Source organism: Streptomyces sp. NPDC030799 (assembly GCF_055572255.1).
Genome location: NZ_JBVIDS010000010.1, coordinates 106,644 through 127,445, shown reverse-complemented (window position 1 = coordinate 127,445; position 20,802 = coordinate 106,644). Strand labels below are relative to the sequence as shown.

Below are 20,802 nucleotides of genomic sequence, written 5' to 3'. Positions count from 1 at the left end.
CGACCGGTATCAACCTCTCTTTTCACGGCATTATCAATACATGGTGGCTCGTCAGAACGCCCCGGGGGACAGCACCGGGCCATTGGACTTCTTCATCAGTTACTCACCCGCCGACGAACGCTGGGCGTCCTGGATCGCCTGGACCCTGGAGGAGGCCGGATACCGCACGGTCCTGCAGGCCTGGGACTTCGTGCCGGGCACGAACTTCGTGGACTTCATGGACCGGGGGGTGAGCGAGTCCGCCGCCGTCATCGCCGTACTGTCGCGGAACTACGAGCGGTCCCGGTACGGGCGGATGGAGTGGCAGGCCGCATTGCGGGCGGATCCGGATGCGCCGGAGCGCCGGCTGATCACCGTGCGGGTCGAGGACATCCCGGTGGAGGGGCTGCTGGCCACCATCACCTATGTGGATCTGGTGCCGGTCGCCGATGCGGGGGCGGCGCGGGAGCTGCTGCTCGCCCGGGTGCGGCAGGCCCTCGACGGGCGGGCCCGGCCCAGCCTGCCGCCCGGTTACCCGGGGGCGAACGGCCACGCCGTACCGTCCGCCCCGTCCGCCCCGGGTCCCGGCCGGCCGCTCGGCGGACCGGGGTGGGCGGGGCGGCGCAGGCCCGCCGCGCCGCCGTCGTATCCGCGCCTGTCCGCGGCGGCCGGCGAGCAGGAGGCGGTCACCGTGCTCCAGCTGGCCGGACCCGCCTTCGGCCGGGGGCAGGACCCCGCCGAGTTGCAGGCGGCGATCTGGGGCGACCTGGTCGAGCTGGCGGATGCCGGGGCGCCCTCCCCGGACCTGCTGGTCGTCACCGGTGATCTGACCGCCTCCGGCAGCCGGCGCGAGTTCGAGCAGGCCCTCGCCTTCCTCACCGGGATGCGGGCCCTGCTCGGGCTCGAACCGCACCGGGTCGCCCTCGTCCCGGGCGGGCAGGACGTCAACCAGGCCGCCTGTCAGGCCTACTTCAGCACCTGCGAGGCGGACGAGATGCCTCCCCGGCCGCCGTACTGGCCCAAGTGGCGGCACTTCGCCCGGCTGTTCCAGGAGCTGTACCAGGGGCTGGACGTCGTCTTCGACAGTGATCAGCCGTGGACCCTCTTTCCCGTGCCGGAGCTGCACACCGTGGTCGCGGGACTGAACTCGTCCATGGCCTACAGCCACCGGCGTGACGACCAGTACGGGATGGTCGGGCGTGAGCAGGCCGCCTGGTTCGCGCAGGCGCTGCGGCCGCACGAGACGGAGGGATGGCTGCGGATCGGGGTCGTGCGGCATGCGCCGGGCGCCGCCCGGGCCGTCCCCTCCGGTGTGCGCCGGGGCGGTGCGCCGGGTACGGCCGCCCTGGACGGCGCCGGGCCGCTGCGGGACACCGATGTGCTGACCCGGCTGACCGCTCCCCGGCTGCACCTGCTGCTGCACGGCCCGGCCGACGCCGGTGCGCTGCCCGTCCTCACCACCGCCTCCGGCGAGGTGCCGGTGGTCGGCGCCGTCGGGCCCGGCCGGCACCAGCTGCTGCGGGTGGGCCGGGAGGGACTGGCCGTCTGGGACGGGCCGCGGGATCCGCAGCGGCGGCCGGTCCGGTGGCACCGGGCCCACCGCGCCTTCGGGCCCGAGGATCCCGGGGACCGTGCGGGCGGGATGCCCCGTACCGACCCCGTGACCCCGGCCGGCCGAAACGGCCTCCCCGAGCCCGAGCCGGAGCCGCGCGCCCTGACGAGCCCGGCGGAGATACTGCTCGCCCGGGTCGCCGAGGTGTGCCGCACCCGCCACGAGGGCGCCCAGATCCGCCAGGTCGACGGGCCGCTGCCGCAACTGCTGGTCACCTGGACCCAGTCCGGCTTCGTCCGGCAGCAGCGCGTGGCCGTGCACACCGGCACCCCGACCGCGCAGGACGTCGACCGGTTCGTGGCCCTCGTGCACGCCGCCGACGCCGAGAGCGAGGCCGAACTCGTCCACGACGGCCCGCCGCCCGCCCGCGAGCTGCGGGACGCCGCCCGTCGCCGGGGCGTCAGGGTGCGCAGTTTCACCGAGTTCCAGGGGCTGCTGGACCTGCGCGGATACGTCGGCGCGCAGAGCGAGCGGCTGCGCACCGACCCGCGCTATCCCCCGGGCATGTACCTGCCGCAGCGGTACCGGGAGGTGGAGCGCCTCGACGCCGAGGACCGCGACGGGCTCGTCGACGAGATGCTCCGGCTGCTCGACTCCGACCAGGGCCGCTTCCTGCTGCTGCTCGGCGACTTCGGGCACGGCAAGACCTTCGCGCTGCGCGAGCTGGCCCGCCGTGTCCCCGCCGAACTGCCGCACCTGATCCCGCTGTTGGTGGAGCTGCACGCGCTGGACCGGGCGTACTCCTTCGAGGGACTGGTCGCCGCGCACCTCGCCGCCCACGGCGTCGACAACATCGACCTGCGGGCCTTCCGGTACATGCTCCAGCAGGGGCGGATCGTGCTGCTCTTCGACGGCTTCGACGAACTCGTCAACCAGGTCACCTACGACCGCGCCGCCGAACGCCTGCAGGTGCTGCTGGACTCCGCCGTGGACAGCGCCAAGATCGTGGTCTCCAGCCGCACCCAGCACTTCCGCTCCCAGGGCCAGGTGCTGACCGCGCTCGGCGAACGCGTCGGCCTGCTTCCGCACCGCCGGGTCCTGGCCGTCCAGGAGTTCTCTCCACAGCAGATCCGCGCCTACCTGGTCAACCGCTACGACGGCGACGAACGCGCCGCCGACCACCGGCTGCGGCTGCTCGACGCCATCCCCGACCTGCTCGCCCTGTGCCGCAACCCCCGCCTGCTCGGCTTCGTCGCCGACCTCGACGACGACCGGCTGCGCGCGGTCGCCGGCGCCGGGCGCGCCCTCAGCCCCGCCGGACTGTACGAGGAGGTGCTCACGGCCTGGCTGAACTTCGAGGTCGAGCGCGGCAGCGGCAGCCCCGGCCGGGCCCCCGGGCTCTCCCTGGACCAGCTGTGGGACGCGGTCACCGCGCTCGCCCTGCGGCTGTGGGAGAGCGGGCAGGACTCGCTGCGGCTGGACGAGCTGACCGATGTCGCCGAGACCCTGAGCGGGCTCGCGGAAGCCCGGCTGTCGGTGCCGCAGACCGCGCACGCCATCGGCTCCGGCAGCCTGCTGGTGCGCAGCGACGACGGTGTGTTCCGGTTCATCCACGGCTCGGTGGTGGAGTGGCTCGTCGCCCGGGAGTGCGCCCGTGGGCTCACCGAGGGCGACAGCGCCCTGCTGGGGCGGCGCCAACTGAGCCAGCTCGCCGTCGAGTTCCTGTGCGACCTCGCCGACCACCGGATCTGTCAGGCGTGGGCCGAGCGGGAGCTGTCCGGCACTCCCGGGGACGCCTCCTCGGACGCCGGTCACGCCAACGCCGTGAAGATCCTCAGCCGGCTCCGGGTGCCCGCCCACACCGATCTGCGCGGCGCCGCCCTGGCCGGCGAGGACCTGTCGCACCGCGACTTCTCCGGCGTCGACCTGACCCGCGCCGACCTCACCGACGCCCGGCTGGTCGGCGCCAACCTCTCCGGCGCCGTTCTGCGCGGCGCCCGGCTGACCGGTGCCCGGCTGGACGGGGCCGATCTGACGGGCGCCGACCTGCGCGGCGCCGACCTCAGACGGGCCCGGCTCATCGGCACCGACCTGACCGGCGCCCGGGTGGACGGCGGCCGGTGGCGGCGGGCGGCACTGATCTCGGCGACCACCGGGCCCCTGGCTCGGACCCCGGAACTCCAGGGCGCCGCGATCGCGCCCGGCATGGCCGTCGACTCCGGCTTCCGGCCCTCCACGGTCGGGGTGCCGTACGGCTACGAGGCCCGCATCCGGCTGCCCGAGCCCATCTCCTACAGCCCCGACGGCGAACTGCTCGCCGTGGGCAGCGAGGACGGCGGCGTCCTGGTCTGCGACGCCGCCACCGGCATCGCCCTGCGCACCCTGCAGGGCCACACCGGCCGGGTCTACGCCGTCAAGTTCCGCGAACGCGTGCTGGCCACCGGCAGCTCCGACGGCACGGTACGGCTGTGGGACCCGGTCTCCGGCCGCTGTCTGCACCGGCTGGAGATCCACGCGAACGGCGTGTGGCCGCTCGCCCTGGACGCCGACGGCTCACGCCTGGCCACCGGCGACGCCGACGGCGTGGTCACCCTCTGGGACACCGCCTCCGGCGCCCCGCTGCACCGGCTGCCCGGACACGCGGCGCCCGTCTACACCGTGGCGTTCGGGCCCGACGGCGCCACCCTGGTCACCGGGGACGCCTCCACCGTCGTACGGCTGTGGGACCTGGCCACCGGGCGGCAGACCGGGGAGCTGCCCGGTCACCACGGCGTGGTGTACCGGGCGCGGTTCAGCCCGGACGGCACCCTGCTGGCCACCGCCGACCGCGGCGACGAGGGGCACGGCGGCACCGTGCGGGTGTGGGACTTCGCCACCGGGACGCCGCGCCACACGTTCACCGGGCACTCCGGCCGCGTCTACACCCTCGACTTCCACCCCGGCGGCGCCCTGCTGGTCAGCGGCGACACCAACGGGGAGGTACGGCTGTGGGACCTGGCGGCGGGACGCTCGGCCGGGCTGCTCGGCGGCTGCCGCGGGGCCGTGTACCAGGTGCTGTTCGACCCCGACGGGACCCTGCTCGCCGCCGGGGACAGCGCCGGGGCGGTCCGGCTGTGGCGGATCGACCCGGCGGCCGACCCGGTCGCGGCGCCCCTGAGCCGGCAGCCCGCCGAGCACCGCGGCTCGGTGTGGGTGTGCAAGTTCCGGCCGCACGGCGACACACCCGCCCAGGGCCCCGGCACCCTGCTGGTGACCGGCGGCAACGACGGTGTCGTACGGCTGTGGGAGCCGGCCACCGGCCAGGGCCGGCGCATCCTGCGCGGCCACGGGCGGCGCATCGGCACCCTGTCCTTCAGCGCCGACGGCTCGATGCTGGCGGCCGGCGGCAACGACGGTGTCGTGCGGGTGTGGCACTCCGCCACGGGGCGGCGGCTGCGCGAACTGACCGGGCAGAGCGACCGCCTGGTCTCCGCGGTGTTCGGACCCGTGGGTCCGCTGCTGGCCACCGCGAGCAGCGACGGCGACGTCTATCTGTGGAATGCGGCCACCGGTGAGTACCAGCGCGAACTGGACGTCGAGACCGACCATGTGTGGGCGGAGGCGTTCAGCGCCGACGGCGAACTGCTGGCCACCGCGAACGACGATGACACGGTACGGCTGTGGTACCGGGCCACCGGAGCGCATGTCGCCACCATCGGCGAGCACTACGGGCGGGTCCGCGCGATCGACTTCCGGTCCGACGGCGCGGTCCTGGCCACCGGCTGCGACGACCGCAAGGTGCGGATCTGGGACGTGGACGGCCACCGGGTCACCGGCGCATTCGACGGCCACACCGACCGGGTGTACGCCGTGGCCTTCGCCCCCGACGGCTCCTGGCTGGCCAGCGCCTCCTGGGACGGTACGGCGGTGATCTGGAGGGACGGCGAGATCGACCACCGGCTGACGGGCCACACCGGCAAGCTCTGGACGGCGGCCGTCCACCCGCTGCGCCCGCTGCTGGCGACGGCGGGCGACGACCGGACCGTCCGTCTGTGGAACCCGGACACCGGCGAGCAGACGGCTGTTCTGACGGGCCACACCGGCCGGATCCTCGCGGTGGCGTTCAGCCCCGACGGCTCCCTGCTGGCCAGTGGCGGCGAGGACGGCACGGTACGGCTGTGGAACGTCGCCGCCGACGCCCCGGCCACCCTGCGGGTCACCCTGGTCGGCATGCCCGGCGGCTGGGCGGCGCTGTCCCCGTCCGGCGGCTACAAGTACGAGGGGGACGTCACCGGCGAGTTCTGGCACGCGGTCGGCATGTGCCGCTTCGAGCCGGGGGAGCTGGACGGGCATCTGCCGGGCGTGTGGCAGGTGCCGCTGGACGACCGGCTGGGGTGAGCAGGGAGCAGGGCGGTTTTGAACGCGTTCAAATGGAGGCGTACGCTCACTCCCATGAGCGACAGAGCCGCCCTGCTCAAGGGCATTCGCGTCTGGTTGGTCCTCTTCGTCGTGTGCCTCGTGCTCAGCGGGGCCACCGCCTTCCCCCTGGTGCACGAACTGCGCTGGACCGACAGCGCGTTGCGCGCCCTGTCCGTGCCGGAACACCTGCCCGGACTCATGGCGTGGATCACGCGGGTGCGGGACGGACTCGACACCGCCGACGCCGACTACCCGTTCCTGCTCTACGGCACCGACTGGCTGGCCTTCGCCCACCTCGTCATCGCGGTCGCCTTCTACGGCCCGTACCGCGACCCCGTCCGCAACATCTGGGTGGTCGAGTTCGGGATGATCGCCTGCGCCGGCATCATCCCGCTCGCCCTCGTCTGCGGTCCGATCCGCGGGATTCCCTTCTGGTGGAGTCTGATCGACATGTCCTTCGGGGTGTTCGGAGTCGTCCCGCTGTACGTCGTACGGAAGAAGATCAAGCGCCTGGAGGCGCTCAGCGCGCCGCTTGCTGCTCCGGCTGCTGCTTGACGGCCGCGAGCACGATCCGCTGGGCCACCGGGTTCATTCCGTCGCCCTTGGCGTCGGTGGAGTTCACCGAGTAGACGAGGGTGCGGCTCAGGTTCTGGGTCGCGACGATTCCCGTGCTGTAGCCGTAGCGGGCGCCGGACTTCGTCCAGTAGACCGTGCCCTTGTACGTCAACTGCCGGAGCCCGGCGCTGTACGTGGCGTCCTTGATGCCCGCCGGCACCGTGAACATCTCCTGCAGCTGCGGCTGCGGCACGATCCGGCCCCCGAACAGCGCCGTGATCAGCCGCTCAAGACCGGCCGTCGTGGAGATCATGTCGCCGGCGGCCCAGTTGGCGGCCTGGTTCCACTCCGTGACGTCCACGAACCGAGCCGTCCCGTCGGGGCGGGTCACCTTCTGGTAGCCGTGGTTGTGCGGGCCGTGGATACGCGGGTCGGTCCCCGGGAAGTACGTGTGCCGCATGCCGGCCGGGCGCAGCACCAGCCGGGTCGCCTCCTCGGCGTACGAGTGCCCGGTCACCTTCTCGATCAGCATCCCGAGGACCGTGTAGTTGATGTTCAGGTAGTCCTGGCCCCTGCCGGGGCAGAACTCCGGGCCCTTCGCCACGGCTGACGCCACCAGCTGCTGCGGGGTGACGGTGTCGAAGCGGTGCGCGTACTGGTCCTCGAAGTCGTCGCCCCAGCCGTCACCCGCCTGGATGCCGCTGGTGTGATTGAGCAACTGCCGTACGGAGATGGGCTGGAAGGCCGCAGTGAGGAGCCCCGGGAGGTAGTGCTGGACCGGTGCGTCCAGGTCGATCCGGCCGTCGGCCGCCAGCCGCAGTACGGTCGCCGCCGTCACCACCTTCGTGGTCGAACCGGCCCGGAAGCGGGCATCCGGGTCCGCCGCCCGACCGCTCGTCAGATCGTGCACGCCCGCGCTGCCCCGCCAGCTGCCGTCACGGCCGCCGACCCGGACCAGCGCGGCGGTCGCATCGGTGTCGGGCAGACCGCCGAGAGCGGCACGCAGCGCCTTGGCATCCGGGCCGGCCGTCCGGTGGTCCGCCGTGGGGCGGTGGTCCGCCGCCGGGTGGGCCGCCGTCGTGGCGGGGGCGGTCTTCGTGACGGTCGTGGGCTTCGTGTCACAGACGGTGTTCGCCGCGGGGGAGGCGAAGGCGGGAGCCGCCAGGGGAGTGGCGGACAGGGCCAGGACCACGGCGGACGTGGTGAGGACGGTGACACGAGTGCGCGGACGCATGGCTGCTGCTCCAGGGGCGGTTTCCGGGCGGGTCCGGTCGGTGGGGGCCTGCCGGTGAACGGTTCGTGATTATCCTCCGCTGCCGTGCCGCGGCACGGATCCTCATCGAGGAGGACGCCCGACCCGGCCCCTGTCCCCGAGTAACGGACGCCCGCACTGGGGGAGTTCTCCGGGACATCCCCTACGGGGCCCGCACCGGCCCCGGTCGCGCGGCGCTACCGCCTGGTCCGTGGCACCGGCAAGGGCGACACCCCGGTCCCGCAGCACGTCGCCCCCGCCACCCTGGCCGATCCGGCGGCGGTGGCTCAGCGCTCGCGCGTGTAGTGCTCCTGCGCGGCCATGACCTCGTCGCCGTGCTCGAACGCCCAGGCGCCGAAGGCGTCGATCGGCCCCAGCAGCGTCCGCCCCAGCGCGGTGAGCCCGTACTCCACGCGGGGCGGAGAGCCGCCATGGGCCCGTCGCTCCACCAGGCCGTTGAACTGCAGCCGGCGCAGCGTCTCGGTGAGCACCTTCTGGCTGATCCCGCCGATGCGGTCGCGCAGCGCGCCCGGCCGGCACGGGCCGTCCCTGAGCGCCCACAGCACCACCGCGTTCCAGGTGTTGGCGAGCAGGTCGAAGGCGAGCCGGGCCCGGCAGTCGGCGAGGAAGGGGTGGTCGTCGGTCACACACCGAATGGTGCCCGAGCCGCCTCCTACTGTCGTGCCCGTATCCAACCCACCTGCAAGGGGAGGCAGTTGTGCACATAGGGATTCTCGGTACCGGTGCGATGGCGGACGCACTGGGCGGGCAGTGGCGGCGGGCCGGCCACCAGGTGGTCGCGGGCAGCCGGTCGCGCGGCGATGTGCGGGCGGCGGTGGAGCACGGCGCCGACGCGGTGCTGCTGGCCCTGCCGTACCCGGCGGTCGTGGACGTGGTCGCTGAACTCGGCCTGAACGGCCGGATGTTGATCGACTGCACCAATCCGGTGGGCGGTCCGGACTTCGCACTGCTCACGGCCGGCGGCCCGGCGGCGGCCGAGCGCATCGCCGCCGCCGCGCCCGGCGCCCGTGTGGTCAAGGCGTTCAACCTCTGCCACGAGAGCGTCTGGCGCCTGACCCCACCGGTGTTCGCCGGCCGCCCGCTCGCCGTCCCGCTGTGCGGGGACGACGAGGACGCGCTCACGGTCGTACGACGGCTGGTGCGGGACCTGGGCTGCGAGCCGCTGAACGCAGGAGGACTGGACCGGGCCGGGTTGCTGGAGGCGACGGCGGCACTCCTGATCGGGCTGTGGGTGGGGGAGGGCGCGGACGCCCAGGCCATCGCGCCCCCGCTGGAGTTCGCCGGGGGCTAGGGGGTGTCGTTTGGATCAGGCCGGCCGTGACGAGCGGTGCCGGCCCGCGACGCCGGGATGATCCAAACGACACCCCCTAACGGCCGATGCCGCCGCCGTTGCGCAGCGCGTGCAGGGCGTCGATCCGGTTCGTGGTGATCGAGTCGACGCCCAGGTCCAGCAGGCGGCTCATCGAGCGGCGGGTGTCCGGGGTCCACACGGACAGCAGGTGTCCGTCGTGGTGGACACGGGCCGCCAGCTCCCGGCTCACCAGCGGGAAACGGTAGTTGAGCCAGCGCGGGCGGACCACGTCCAGCAGCGCGGGCCGGGGCGGGGCGAGGGTCGTCCAGGTCAGGGCGATCTCCGCGGCCGGGTCGGCGGCGCGCACGGCGAGCATCGCCTCGGCGCCCGCACAGTAGTAGACGCGCTCCCGGGCCCCGCTCTGCCGGACCACGTCCATGACCCGGTCCACCGTCCGCCGGTCGGGCCGCCCGCACAGATCCACCATCACCCGGCAGTCACCGGTCGCCGCCAGCGCCTCCGCGAGCGTCGGCACCCCGCCCGCCGTGAGCCCGCGCAGTTCCTCCGCGGACAGCGCGCCGAGCGGCCGGTCGACTTCCCACAGCCGCGCGAGCGTCTCGTCGTGCAGCAGCACGGGGACGCCGTCGCGGGTGAGCCGTACGTCGATCTCGACCGCGTCCGCGCCCTGGTCGAGCGCGGAACGCAGTGAGTCGACGGTGTTCTCGCGGAAGCGGTAGGGGTCGCCGCGGTGCGCCACGGCGGTCACGGTCTGCATGCCCCCCATTGTGGTGGGCGTCAGGAGGCCAGCCAGGTGCTGGTGTACGTGTCGATCTCCGCCGCGATCCGGGCCTTGCCCGCGGAGTCCAGGAACGAGGCCTCCACGGCGTTCTTGGCGAGGCCGGCCAGGCCCCGCTCGTCCAGGTCCAGCAGCCGCGCGGCCACCGCGTACTCGTTGTTGAGGTCGGTGCCGAACATCGGCGGGTCGTCGGAGTTGATCGTGACCAGCACCCCCGCCTGCACGAACTCCTTGACCGGGTGTTCGTCCAGGGTGCGGACCGCGCGGGTGGCGATGTTGGAGGTCGGGCAGACCTCCAGCGGGATGCGGTGCTCGGCGAGATGCGCGAGCAGCTCCGGGTCCTGCGCGGAGCTGGTGCCGTGCCCGATGCGCTCGGCGCGCAGCTCGTGCAGGGCGTCCCACACCGTCTCCGGGCCGGTCGTCTCGCCGGCGTGCGGCACGGAGTGCAGGCCGGCGGCGATGGCCCGGTCGAAGTACGGCTTGAACTGCGGCCGGGGTACGCCGATCTCGGGCCCGCCCAGCCCGAACGACACGAGCCCCTCCGGGCGGATCCGGTCGTCGGTGGCGAGCCGTGCCGTCTCCTCGGCGGATTCCAGCCCGGCCTCACCGGGGATGTCGAAGCACCACCGCAGCACGGTCCCGAACTCGGCCTCGGCCGCCTTGCGGGCGTCCTCGATCGCCGCCATGAACGCCGCCTCGTCGACGCCGCGCCGGGTCGAGGAGAAGGGCGTGATGGTCAGCTCGGCGTACCGCACCTGCTGCCGGGCCAGGTCGCGGGCCACCTCGTAGGTGAGCAGCCGGACGTCCTCCGGGGTGCGGATCAGGTCGACGACCGACAGATACACGTCGATGAAGTGCGCGAAGTCGGTGAAGGTGAAGAAGTCGGCCAGGGCCTCGGGGTCGGTGGGCACCTTGGAGTCGGGGTGGCGGGCGGCCAGTTCCGAGACGATGCGCGGGGAGGCGGAGCCGACGTGGTGGACGTGCAGTTCGGCCTTGGGCAGCCCGGCGATGAAGGTCCGCAGGTCGCGGTCGGCGGTGCCGGTGGCGGGTACGGAGCTGCTGTCGGTCATGGGGTCCTCCCCGGGCAGGGCGCCGGCGGCCCGGTGCGGGCGAGGCGCGGGTGATCGGCTGATCGGCGGTACGGACGACATCGTAGGCGGGCGGCGCGTGCTGACCGGCCGGTGGAGGAGCGGTGCGGCCGCGGCGCCCGCACGAGGTCCGGCGCGACGGCGTGGCGCGATCGGCGCGGTGGTGCTCGTCACGGCGGTGCTCGTGGACACCCGGCGCCTCGCGGACTGCTTCCCCCGCCGTCTGTCACTGGGCGTACGGCGACCGGCCGTTCGCCCGCTGGAAAGCGGCGGGACCGGGCCGCAGGGGTGCGGAGGCGAGGCCGTAGCATGGCGGGACGAACGACCGAGGGGGACATGCCCGTGAGTGACGGAGCGCAGGCGAGCGGCACCTCGGGAGGCGACTACAACCCGTGGGCGCCGCCCGAGCAGCGGACTTCGCTGGAGAAGAAGCCGTCCCATGCGGAGGCTCAGCCGCCCGTGCAGCCGCCGTCCGTGCACGACCAGGCGACCATGACCTCCCTGCCGACCGACGGCTTCGCACCGCCCGCGTCTGCCCCTGGCTTCGCTCCGCCCGCCTCTCCTCCCGGCTTCGCACCGCCGGCCGCCGCGTCCGGATTCGGCGTGCCGGGCACGGCCCCGGTGGGAGGCGAGGCGGTACCGCCCCCGCCGATCGCTCCCTCGGGCCCCGGCATACCCGCACCGCCGGCTTCCGGTGGCTACGGCTACCCCGGCTACCCCGCGGGCTACGGCTGGCCCGGCATGCCGATGGCCCCGCAGAACGGCATGGGCACCGCCGCGATGGTGCTCGGCATCCTGTCCCTGTGTCTGTTCTGCATGTACGGCGTCGTCTCGGTGGTGCTGGGCATCCTCGCGGTGGTCTTCGGCATCAAGGGCCGCCGGCGGGCCGATCGCGGCGAGGCCACCAACCACGGCCAGGCCCAGGCGGGTCTGATCATGGGGGTCATCGGCATCGTGCTCGGCATCGTCGTGATCGCCCTGCTCGCGATCGGCATCACCGCCGCCATCCATGACGGCCGCACCCACTCCGACCCGTACGACGACGACTCCGCGCGCAGCGTCTCGGTGACGGTGTCCGCCGACCGCTGAATCCGTCGGGGCTGGCTCTTACGGCACCCGTCGGCCGGAACTCGCTCCCTCCTGTTGCGTGCGGCCATTACGATGCCCTGATCGTCAACGGAGGGGAAACCACTTCATGTCCAACATCAACCCCGAAGCCGGGGGTTTCGGTCCGCCGGCTCCGCAGCAGCCGCCGGGGTACGGATACCCGCAGCAGTCCGGGCCCGGCTACGGCTACCCCCAGTCGGGGCCGTCCTATCCGGCCGCGCCGCCCGCGGCCTATCCGCAGGGTCCCGGTTATGCGATGCCGATGCAGCCGAGCAACGGCATGGGCACCACGGGCCTGGTGCTGGGCATCATCGGGGTGGTCTGCAGCGTCACCGTGTTCATGGAGATCCTCGGGATGATCCTGGGCATCCTGGCGATCATCTTCGGTGCCATCGGCCGGGGCAAGGCCAACCGGGGTGAGGCCACCAACAAGGGCGCGGCGACCGCCGGTCTCGTCTGCGGGATCATCGCCACCGTGCTTCTGCCGGTGCTGGTGTTCGTGTTCTTCGCGAGCGTCCTGGGCACCGCCAGCACCTTCTGACGAAGGCCCTGGCGTCCCGGCGGACCAGGAGGCGGCACAGGGGGGCTGGGCATCGGGCCGGCCCCCTCGGCTTCCGCCCTCTCACATCCCTCGGCTCCCGCCCGCGCAGACCCCCTTGGCTCCCGCCCGCGCAGAGCCCCTCGGCTTTTCCCGCTCAGGCCCCCGCTCCCGACAACCGCTCACGCGCCTCCATCAGCGCAAAGCCCAGCAGGTTCGGCCCCCGCCACCGCTCCGGATCCGAGGCCGCCTCGTCGTCCGCCGCGAGACCGATGCCCCATATGCGGTCCAGGGGGCTCGCCTCCACCAGCACCCGCTCGCCCGTGCCCAGCAGGAACATGCGCAGGTCGTCGTCCGACGCGAACTTGTGGACACTGCCCTCGACCACGATCCGGAAGCGCTCCCGCTCCCACAGCGCCTCGTCGAAGCCACGGACCAGCCGCCCCGCCTTCTTGGCCTGAGCAGGATGCTCCGCGGCCAGCACCCGGCGCTCCGCCTCCGCGTCCCCGAACAGCCGCGCCTTGCCGGCCATCATCCAGTGCTCGGCCGTCGCGTATTCCACCCCGTCCACCGTGAAAGGTGACGGCCACCACTGACTCAGACAGCTCGGGCCGATCCGGCCGTCCGGCCGCGGCCGGTGCCCCCAGAAGTGCAGATACTTGATCCGGGCCCCTGCCCGGACCTCCCTGATCAGGGCTTCCACCCCGTCGATCTTCCCCATGCACCCGAGTCTGGCACGCGCCACTGACACTCCGTCCGCCCTTTTCCCTCCGGACTCGACACCTGGTCGACAGATTCCGTCGCGTAACCAAAAGGCAACAACGGAATCACTTGTTGGAGTCCACCTCCTCTGTCAGGATCGGCACTCAAATCGAGCTGGAGCTACGCCACCCGCCCCCCGGGACGGGGCGAACGGCGGAGGAGAGCGACATGCACAACCCGGGCACCGCCACCCCGGAACGATTTCCCGCCGAGGAGCGATTCGCCGCCGGCGCGCAGTTCATCGCCGGCCGGCTGACCAAGGGCACTTCGGGCCGCACCCACGCCGTGATCGACCCCGCCACCGGCGACGAGGTGTACACCTACGAGCTGGCCGGCCCCGACGACGTCGACGCGGCCGTCGCCGCCGCCCGCGAGGCGTTCCCGGCCTGGTCCTCGGCGACCCCGGGCGAACGCTCCGACGCCCTGCACCGGTTCGCCGCCGTGCTCGCCGAGCGCGCCGAGGACTTCGCCCGCGCCGAGTCGCTGCAGTGCGGCAAGCCCCTCAAGCTGACCCGCGAGTTCGACGTACCGGGGACCATCGACAACACCGCCTTCTTCGCGGGCGCCGCCCGGCACCTGCAGGGACAGTCCGCCGGCGAGTACTCGGGCGACCACACGTCGTACGTCCGGCGCGAGCCGATCGGCGTCGTCGGGTCCATCGCACCCTGGAACTACCCGCTCCAGATGGCCGCCTGGAAGATCCTGCCGGCGATCGCCGCCGGCAACACCGTCGTGCTGAAGCCGGCCGAGCTGACCCCGCTCACCTCGCTGCTCTTCGCCGAGGCCGCCACGGACGCCGGCATCCCCGACGGTGTGATCAATATCGTCACCGGGACCGGCAGGGAGGCGGGGGAGCACCTGGTCGGCCACCCCGACGTCGCCATGACCTCCTTCACCGGGTCCACCGCCGTCGGCAAGCGCGTCGCCGAGGTCGCCACCGCCACCGTCAAGCGGCTCCATCTGGAGCTGGGCGGCAAGGCGCCCTTCGTGGTCTTCGACGACGCCGACCTGGAGGCAGCCGTCCACGGGGCCGTCGCCGGTGCGCTCATCAACACCGGACAGGACTGCACGGCCGCCACGCGCGCCTATGTGCAGCGACCGCTGTACGAGGCGTTCGTGGAGCAGACGGCGGCCCTGATGGAGACGGTGCGGCTCGGCGACCCGTTCGCCGCCGGCACCGACCTCGGTCCGCTCATCTCGCACGCCCAGCGGGACCGGGTCGCCGCCTTCGTGGACCGTGCGCGTGCCTACGCGCGCGTGGTGACCGGCGGTGAGGCGCCTAAGGGCGATCTGGAGAACGGCGCCTACTACCGGCCGACCCTGATCGCGGACGCGGCCCAGGACAGCGAGATCGTGCAGTCCGAGATCTTCGGCCCCGTGCTGGTCGTGCTGCCGTTCGACAGTGATGATGAGGGCATCCGGCTGGCCAACGACACCCCCTACGGCCTCGCCGCGTCCGCGTGGAGCACGAACGTCTACCGCGCCAACCGCTGCACCCGTGAGATCAAGGCGGGCTGCGTGTGGATCAACGACCACATCCCGATCATCAGCGAGATGCCGCACGGCGGCTTCAAGGCGTCCGGCTTCGGCAAGGACATGTCGGCGTACTCCTTCGAGGAGTACACCCAGGTCAAGCACGTAATGTTCGACAACACGGCGGTCGCCCGCAAGGACTGGCACCGCACGATCTTCGGGGACCGGTAGCAGCCGTCGCCCGGCGCGAGCCGGGCACCCCACACGCAGCCGGCTGCTGCCGGGTGTGACGACCCGGCCCCGACCAGGCCGACCACCCCAACCCTCGGAAAGGGCACCACGCGCATGGAGCAGTACGAGCCCGACCGCCTGACACCGGTCGAAGTCGCCGCGATGCGGCGCAGTCTGCGCGACGGCCGGGCCGCGATGACCCGCCGGTCGCTGTTGCGGGCCTCCGCGGGCGGTGCGCTCGCGGCCGGCGGACTCGGCGCGCTGAGCGCCTGCGGCATCCCCGCGGCGACCAAGACGCAGGGCGGTGTCCCCGCCGACGACCACTCGGCCCAGGAGAAGGTCGTCAACTTCTCCAACTGGCCCGAGTACATCGACGTGGACGACAAGGGCAAGCGCCATCCCACGCTCGACGGGTTCGCCCGGCGGACCGGCATCCAGGTCAGGTACACCGAGGACATCAACGACAACGACGAGTTCTTCGGCAAGATCCAGCCGCAGCTCGCCGCGGGCCAGGACACCGGCCGTGACCTCATCGTCCTCACCGACTGGCTGGCCGCCCGCATGATCCGCCTCGGGTACGTCCAGAAACTGGACCCGGCCAACCTGCCGCATGCCTTCGCCAACCTGTCGGACCAGTTCCGCGCCCCCGACTGGGACCCGGGCCGCGCCTACTCGTACCCCTGGCAGGGCATCTCCACCGTCATCGCCTACAACAAGAAGGCACTCGACGGCATCGAAGTGAAGTCGGTCTCCGACCTGCTCGACAACCCCAGGCTCAAGGGCCGCGTCGGTTTCCTCACCGAGATGCGCGACAGCATCGGCATGACCATGCTCGACATGGGCAAGGACCCGGCGAAGTTCACCGACGACGACTTCGACGCGGTCGTCGCCCGCCTCCAGAAGGCCGTCGACAAGGGCCAGATCCGCCGGTTCACCGGCAACGACTACACCTCCGACCTCACCAAGGGCGACTTCGCGGCCTGTATCGCCTGGGCCGGTGACGTCGTCCAGCTCCAGGCGGACAGCCCGGACGTCGGCTATGTCGTCCCCGACAGCGGCTACATGACGTCGACCGACAACATGCTGATCCCGAACAAGGCACGTCACAAGACGAACGCCGAGCGGCTCATCGACTACTTCTACGAGCCGGAGCCGGCCGCCGAGCTCGCCGCGTACATCAACTACGTGAGCCCCGTCGCGGATGTGAAGCCCTACCTTGCGAAGATCGACAAGTCGGCGGCGAACAACGCACTGATCATTCCCGACAAGGCGATGCAGGCCAGGTCCCATGCCTTCCGCTCCCTGAGCTCGAAGGAAGAGACGGCCTACCAGCAGAAGTTCTCGAAGCTCACAGGGGCGTGACGACGATGACGACACCAGACAACAGCGGCGACGTCCGCCTCTCCGGTATCTCCAAGACCTACGACAACGGCTTCACCGCCGTACACCCGCTGGACCTGACCGTGCCGCAGGGCTCCTTCTTCGCCCTGCTCGGCGCCTCCGGCTGCGGCAAGACCACCACCCTGCGCATGATCGCCGGCCTGGAGGAACCTTCCTCCGGGACCGTGCGCCTGGGCGACCAGGACGTCACCCACCTGCCGCCGTACAAACGGCCGGTCAACACGGTCTTCCAGTCCTACGCCCTCTTCCCGCACCTCGACATCTTCGAGAACGTCGCCTTCGGTCTGCGCCGGCGCGGCATCAAGAGCGTGAAGAAGCAGGTCGAGGAGATGCTGGAGCTGGTCCAGCTCGGCGAGCAGGCCCGCAAGAAGCCGCACCAGCTCTCGGGCGGTCAGCAGCAGCGTGTGGCCGTCGCCCGCGCGCTCATCAACCACCCCAAGGTGCTCCTGCTCGACGAGCCGCTCGGCGCCCTCGACCTCAAGCTGCGCCGCCAGATGCAACTGGAGCTCAAGCGCATCCAGACCGAGGTCGGCATCACCTTCGTGCACGTCACGCACGACCAGGAGGAGGCCATGACCATGGCCGACACCGTCGCCGTGATGAACGCCGGCCGCGTCGAACAGCTCGGCTCGCCGACCGACCTCTACGAGAACCCGAAGACCACCTTCGTCGCGAACTTCCTCGGCACCTCCAACCTCATCGAGGCCGAGGTCGACACCAAGAACGGCGACGACATCGTGCTCAAGGCGGCCGGCGGCAAGCTGGTGCTGCCCGAGGCGCGATGTTCCGCCCCGACGACGGCCGGCGGCAAGGTACTGGTCGGCATCCGCCCCGAGAAGATCTCCCTCACGCACGCCGACGACGCGGGGCAGATCCCGGTGGGCCGCAACCGCCTCACCGGCAAGATCGCCGACGCCAGCTTCATCGGCGTCTCCACCCAGTACGTGATCGACAGCCCGGTCTGCGACGAACTGTCGGTGTACGTCCAGAACGTCGAGCGCGACGGCCGGCTCGTGCCCGGCGCCGACGTCGTCCTGCACTGGAGCCCGGCGCACACCTTCGGCCTGGACGCCGCTCAGGACATCGACGCGGGCACCGAGGAAGAGGCGGCCGCCTGATGTCCACCCTCACCGAGGCGCCCCCGCCTCTCGCGCCCACCGCGCCGGAGAAGAAGCCCCCGCGCAAGCGCGGCCGGTTCACCCCGTACTGGCTGCTGCTGCCGGGCATGCTCTGGCTGATCGTCTTCTTCGCGCTGCCGATGATCTACCAGGCCTCCACGTCCGTGCAGACCGGCTCCCTGGAGAGCGGCTACAAGGTCACCTGGCACTTCGTGACCTACTGGGACGCGCTCAGCGAATACTGGCCGCAGTTCCTGCGGTCCGTCCTCTACGCCGCCGCCGCGACCGTGGGCTGCCTGCTGCTCGGCTACCCGCTGGCCTACCTGATCGCCTTCCGCGCGGGCCGCTGGCGGAACCTGATCATGATCCTGGTGATCGCGCCGTTCTTCACCAGCTTCCTGATCCGCACCCTGGCCTGGAAGACGATCCTCGCCGACAACAGCCCGGTCGTGCACGCCCTGAACTCGCTGCACGTCCTGGACCTCACCAACTGGCTCGGCTGGACGGCCGGCGACCGCGTCCTGGCCACGCCACTGGCCGTCGTCTGCGGCCTGACGTACAACTTCCTCCCGTTCATGATCCTCCCCCTCTACACCTCGCTGGAGCGGATCGACGGGCGGCTGCACGAGGCGGCCGGCGATCTGTACGCCAGGCCGTGGACCACCTTCCGCAAGGTCACCTTCCCGCTGTCGATGCCGGGTGTGGTCTCCGGCACCCTGCTGACCTTCATTCCCGCGGCCGGTGACTACGTCAACGCCGAACTCCTCGGCTCCACCGACACCCGCATGATCGGCAACGTCATCCAGACGCAGTTCCTGCGGATCCTGGACTACCCGACGGCCGCGGCCCTGTCCTTCATCCTCATGGCCGCCATCCTGGCCATGGTCACGATCTACATCCGCCGGTCCGGGACGGAGGATCTGGTCTAAATGCCCTTCGTCACCTGGCTCAAGCGCCAACTCGTCGTCATCGCGGGACTTCTCACGCTCGCGTACCTGCTGCTGCCGAACGTCATCGTCACGGTGTTCTCCTTCAACAAGCCGAAGGGACGCTTCAACTACGAGTGGCAGCAGTTCTCGCTGGACGCCTGGAAGCAGCCGTGCGGCGTCGCCGACATGTGCGGCTCGCTGTCCATCAGCCTCCAGATCGCCGTGTGGGCGACCATCGGCGCCACCCTGCTCGGCACGATGATCGCCTTCGCGCTGGTCCGCTACCGCTTCCGCGCCCGCGGCGCCGTGAACTCGCTGATCTTCCTGCCGATGGCGATGCCCGAGGTCGTCATGGCCGCCTCGCTGCTCACCCTGTTCCTCAACATGGGCGCGCAACTCGGCTTCTACACGATCCTGATCGCGCACATCATGTTCTGCCTCAGCTTCGTCGTCACCGCGGTCAAGGCGCGCGTGATGTCGATGGACCCGCGTCTGGAGGAGGCCGCCCGGGACCTGTACGCCGGCCCCGTGCAGACCTTCCTGCGGGTCACCCTGCCGATCGCGGCACCGGGCATCGCCGCGGGCGCGCTGCTGTCGTTCGCGCTCTCCTTCGACGACTTCATCATCACGAACTTCAACGCGGGCTCGACCGTCACCTTCCCGATGTTCGTGTGGGGTTCGGCGCAGCGCGGCACGCCCGTCCAGATCAACGTCATCGGTACGGCCATGTTCCTGGTGGCCGTGCTCTTCGTCCTGACCTCGATGGTCATCAGCAATCGCCGGAACAAGCAAAAGGCATAGGCCTTTTCAGCACGTCCTCTGTAGGGAGTTGAAATCATGGCCCCAAGCGCCATGAGCCGTGGCAAAGACAACTGGATCTCCTCTCTCTCCGAAGCCCAGCCGGTCCCGTACTGGCTGGAAGACCCCGGCAAGCCCCACGCCGAGCCCGCCCTCACCGGCACCGACACCTGCGACCTGCTGGTCGTCGGCGGCGGCTACAGCGGGCTGTGGACCGCGCTGAACGCCAAGGAGCGCGACCCGCAGCGCGATGTGGTGCTGCTGGAAGGCCGCGAGGTGGGCTGGGCCGCCTCCGGCCGCAACGGCGGCTTCTGCGCCGCCTCCCTCACGCACGGCCTGCCCAACGGCCTCACCCGCTGGCCCGACGAGATCCACACACTGGAGGAGCTGGGCCGGCGCAACCTCGACGAGATCGAGGCCGCGATCGCCCGGCACGGCATCGACTGCGACTTCGAGCGCACCGGCGAGATCGATGTCGCCACCGAGACCTACCAGGCCTGGGAACTGAAGGACTGGCACCGGGAACTGGAGGAGAAGGGCCTCGCCGACGGCATCGAGTTCCTGGACGCCGACGCCGTACGCGAGCAGGTGAACTCGCCCACCTTCGAGGCCGGCCTGTGGGATCGCCGGGGCGTGGCCATGCTGCACCCCGCGAAGCTCGCCTGGGGCCTGAAGAAGGCCTGCCTGAAGCTCGGGGTGCGGATCTACGAGCACACACCCGCCCTGACCCTGAAGCAGTACGGCGCCGGGATGGCCGTACGCACCCCGTACGGCGCGGTCCGCGCCCGACGGGTCGCCCTGGGCACCAACATCTTCCCGAGCCTGCTGCGCCGCGTGCGCTCGTACACCGTCCCGGTCTACGACTACGCGCTGATGACCGAGCCGCTGACCGCCGACCAGCTCTCCGAGATCGGCTGGAAGAACAGACAGGGCCTCGGCGACTCGGCCAACCAGTTCCACTACTTCCGCCTGTCCGCCGACAACCGCATCCTCTGGGGCGGCTACGACGCGATCCACCACTACGGCGGCCGGGTCCGCGCCGAGTACGACGACCGGCCGGAGACGTACGCCAAGCTCGCGGGCCACTTCTTCACCTGTTTCCCGCAGCTGGAGGGCGTCCGCTTCACCCACGCCTGGGGCGGCGCGATCGACACCTGCTCGCGCTTCTCGGCGTTCTTCGGCACGGCACACCAGGGGAGGGTCGCCTACGCGGCGGGCTACACGGGCCTGGGCGTGGGGGCGACCCGCTTCGGCGCGGACGTGATGCTGGACCTGCTGGACGGGGAGCGCACGGAGCGGACGGAGCTGGAGATGGTGCGCCGGAAGCCGCTGCCGTTCCCGCCCGAGCCGTTCGCCTGGACCGGGATCGCGCTCACCAAGTGGTCCCTGGCCCGCGCGGACGCGCACGGCGGCCGACGCAACCTGTGGCTGCGGACGATGGACCGGCTGGGCCTGGGCTTCGACAGCTGAGCCCCGTCACATGTGATCCAGATCACTTGAAGGGGGCCGCGAA

Annotated in this window: 15 protein-coding genes and 1 pseudogene; 11 read left to right on the top strand and 5 right to left on the bottom strand. The window is 71.6% G+C overall.

Going from position 1 to position 20,802, the window contains the following annotated elements:
- The first annotated feature begins 40 nt into the window (after positions 1-40).
- Positions 41-5,908, top strand: a complete 5,868-nt coding sequence (locus ACZ41I_RS24815; protein WP_468515084.1) for a WD40 domain-containing protein — start codon at positions 41-43, stop codon at positions 5,906-5,908.
- Positions 5,909-5,962: 54 nt separating this feature from the next.
- On the top strand, positions 5,963-6,484 hold the full coding sequence (locus ACZ41I_RS24810) for a hypothetical protein (protein WP_399770879.1): 522 nt from the start codon (positions 5,963-5,965) through the stop codon (positions 6,482-6,484).
- Here the strand turns inward: ACZ41I_RS24810 and ACZ41I_RS24805 are convergent.
- Together ACZ41I_RS24805 and ACZ41I_RS24800 are read right to left on the bottom strand one after the other, a co-directional pair.
- Positions 6,450-7,718 carry a serine hydrolase domain-containing protein gene (locus ACZ41I_RS24805; protein WP_468515083.1) on the bottom strand — a complete coding sequence of 423 codons (1,269 nt, stop codon included), beginning with the start codon at positions 7,716-7,718 and terminating at the stop codon, positions 6,450-6,452. The two genes, ACZ41I_RS24810 and ACZ41I_RS24805, sit on opposite strands and share 35 nt — an antisense overlap.
- A gap of 305 nt (positions 7,719-8,023) precedes the next feature.
- On the bottom strand, positions 8,024-8,383 hold the full coding sequence (locus tag ACZ41I_RS24800) for a winged helix-turn-helix transcriptional regulator (RefSeq protein WP_363218106.1): 360 nt from the start codon (positions 8,381-8,383) through the stop codon (positions 8,024-8,026).
- A gap of 71 nt (positions 8,384-8,454) precedes the next feature.
- Between ACZ41I_RS24800 and ACZ41I_RS24795 the strand changes: the two genes are divergently transcribed.
- Positions 8,455-9,048, top strand: a complete 594-nt coding sequence (locus ACZ41I_RS24795; RefSeq protein WP_468515082.1) for an NADPH-dependent F420 reductase — start codon at positions 8,455-8,457, stop codon at positions 9,046-9,048.
- Positions 9,049-9,124: 76 nt separating this feature from the next.
- Here ACZ41I_RS24795 and ACZ41I_RS24790 read toward each other — a convergent pair whose 3' ends face one another.
- Positions 9,125-9,823 carry a glycerophosphodiester phosphodiesterase gene (locus ACZ41I_RS24790; protein ID WP_363218108.1) on the bottom strand — a complete coding sequence of 233 codons (699 nt, stop codon included), beginning with the start codon at positions 9,821-9,823 and terminating at the stop codon, positions 9,125-9,127.
- 20 nt (positions 9,824-9,843) lie between these two features.
- Positions 9,844-10,969 (bottom strand): annotated as a pseudogene (locus ACZ41I_RS24785) (adenosine deaminase).
- A 299-nt stretch (positions 10,970-11,268) separates the two neighbouring features.
- Between ACZ41I_RS24785 and ACZ41I_RS24780 the strand changes: the two are divergent.
- A complete protein-coding gene (locus tag ACZ41I_RS24780) occupies positions 11,269-12,021 on the top strand; it encodes a DUF4190 domain-containing protein (RefSeq protein WP_468515150.1) in 753 nt (250 codons plus the stop codon).
- Positions 12,022-12,127: 106 nt separating this feature from the next.
- Positions 12,128-12,580: a DUF4190 domain-containing protein gene (locus ACZ41I_RS24775; protein ID WP_363218110.1), complete on the top strand. Its 453-nt coding sequence runs from the start codon at positions 12,128-12,130 to the stop codon at positions 12,578-12,580.
- A gap of 154 nt (positions 12,581-12,734) precedes the next feature.
- On the opposite strand, the gene ACZ41I_RS24770 is transcribed toward ACZ41I_RS24775, so the two are convergent.
- Positions 12,735-13,298 (bottom strand): NADAR family protein, encoded by a 564-nt coding sequence (locus ACZ41I_RS24770; protein WP_363218111.1) that lies wholly within the window; start codon positions 13,296-13,298, stop codon positions 12,735-12,737.
- Positions 13,299-13,507: 209 nt separating this feature from the next.
- Here ACZ41I_RS24770 and ACZ41I_RS24765 point away from each other — a divergent pair, with 209 nt between their 5' ends.
- The 6 genes from ACZ41I_RS24765 (at position 13,508) to ACZ41I_RS24740 (ending at position 20,759) form a co-directional block, all read left to right on the top strand.
- On the top strand, positions 13,508-15,043 hold the full coding sequence (locus ACZ41I_RS24765) for a gamma-aminobutyraldehyde dehydrogenase (protein ID WP_468515081.1): 1,536 nt from the start codon (positions 13,508-13,510) through the stop codon (positions 15,041-15,043).
- Positions 15,044-15,157: 114 nt separating this feature from the next.
- Complete coding sequence (locus tag ACZ41I_RS24760) at positions 15,158-16,405, top strand: ABC transporter substrate-binding protein (RefSeq protein ID WP_363218113.1); 1,248 nt, start codon at positions 15,158-15,160, stop codon at positions 16,403-16,405.
- A 5-nt stretch (positions 16,406-16,410) separates the two neighbouring features.
- The gene (locus ACZ41I_RS24755) at positions 16,411-17,562 is read left to right on the top strand and encodes an ABC transporter ATP-binding protein (RefSeq protein ID WP_399770899.1); all 1,152 of its coding nucleotides are present in this window, start codon (positions 16,411-16,413) and stop codon (positions 17,560-17,562) included.
- Positions 17,562-18,491: an ABC transporter permease gene (locus ACZ41I_RS24750; protein ID WP_363218115.1), complete on the top strand. Its 930-nt coding sequence runs from the start codon at positions 17,562-17,564 to the stop codon at positions 18,489-18,491. Before ACZ41I_RS24755 ends, ACZ41I_RS24750 begins: the two co-directional genes overlap by 1 nt.
- Positions 18,492-19,292 carry an ABC transporter permease gene (locus ACZ41I_RS24745; RefSeq protein ID WP_363218116.1) on the top strand — a complete coding sequence of 267 codons (801 nt, stop codon included), beginning with the start codon at positions 18,492-18,494 and terminating at the stop codon, positions 19,290-19,292. It begins immediately after the preceding gene.
- Between the two features lie 36 nt (positions 19,293-19,328).
- Positions 19,329-20,759, top strand: coding sequence for an NAD(P)/FAD-dependent oxidoreductase (locus tag ACZ41I_RS24740; RefSeq protein ID WP_363218117.1), 1,431 nt, complete (start codon positions 19,329-19,331; stop codon positions 20,757-20,759).
- The last annotated feature ends 43 nt before the right edge of the window (positions 20,760-20,802 follow it).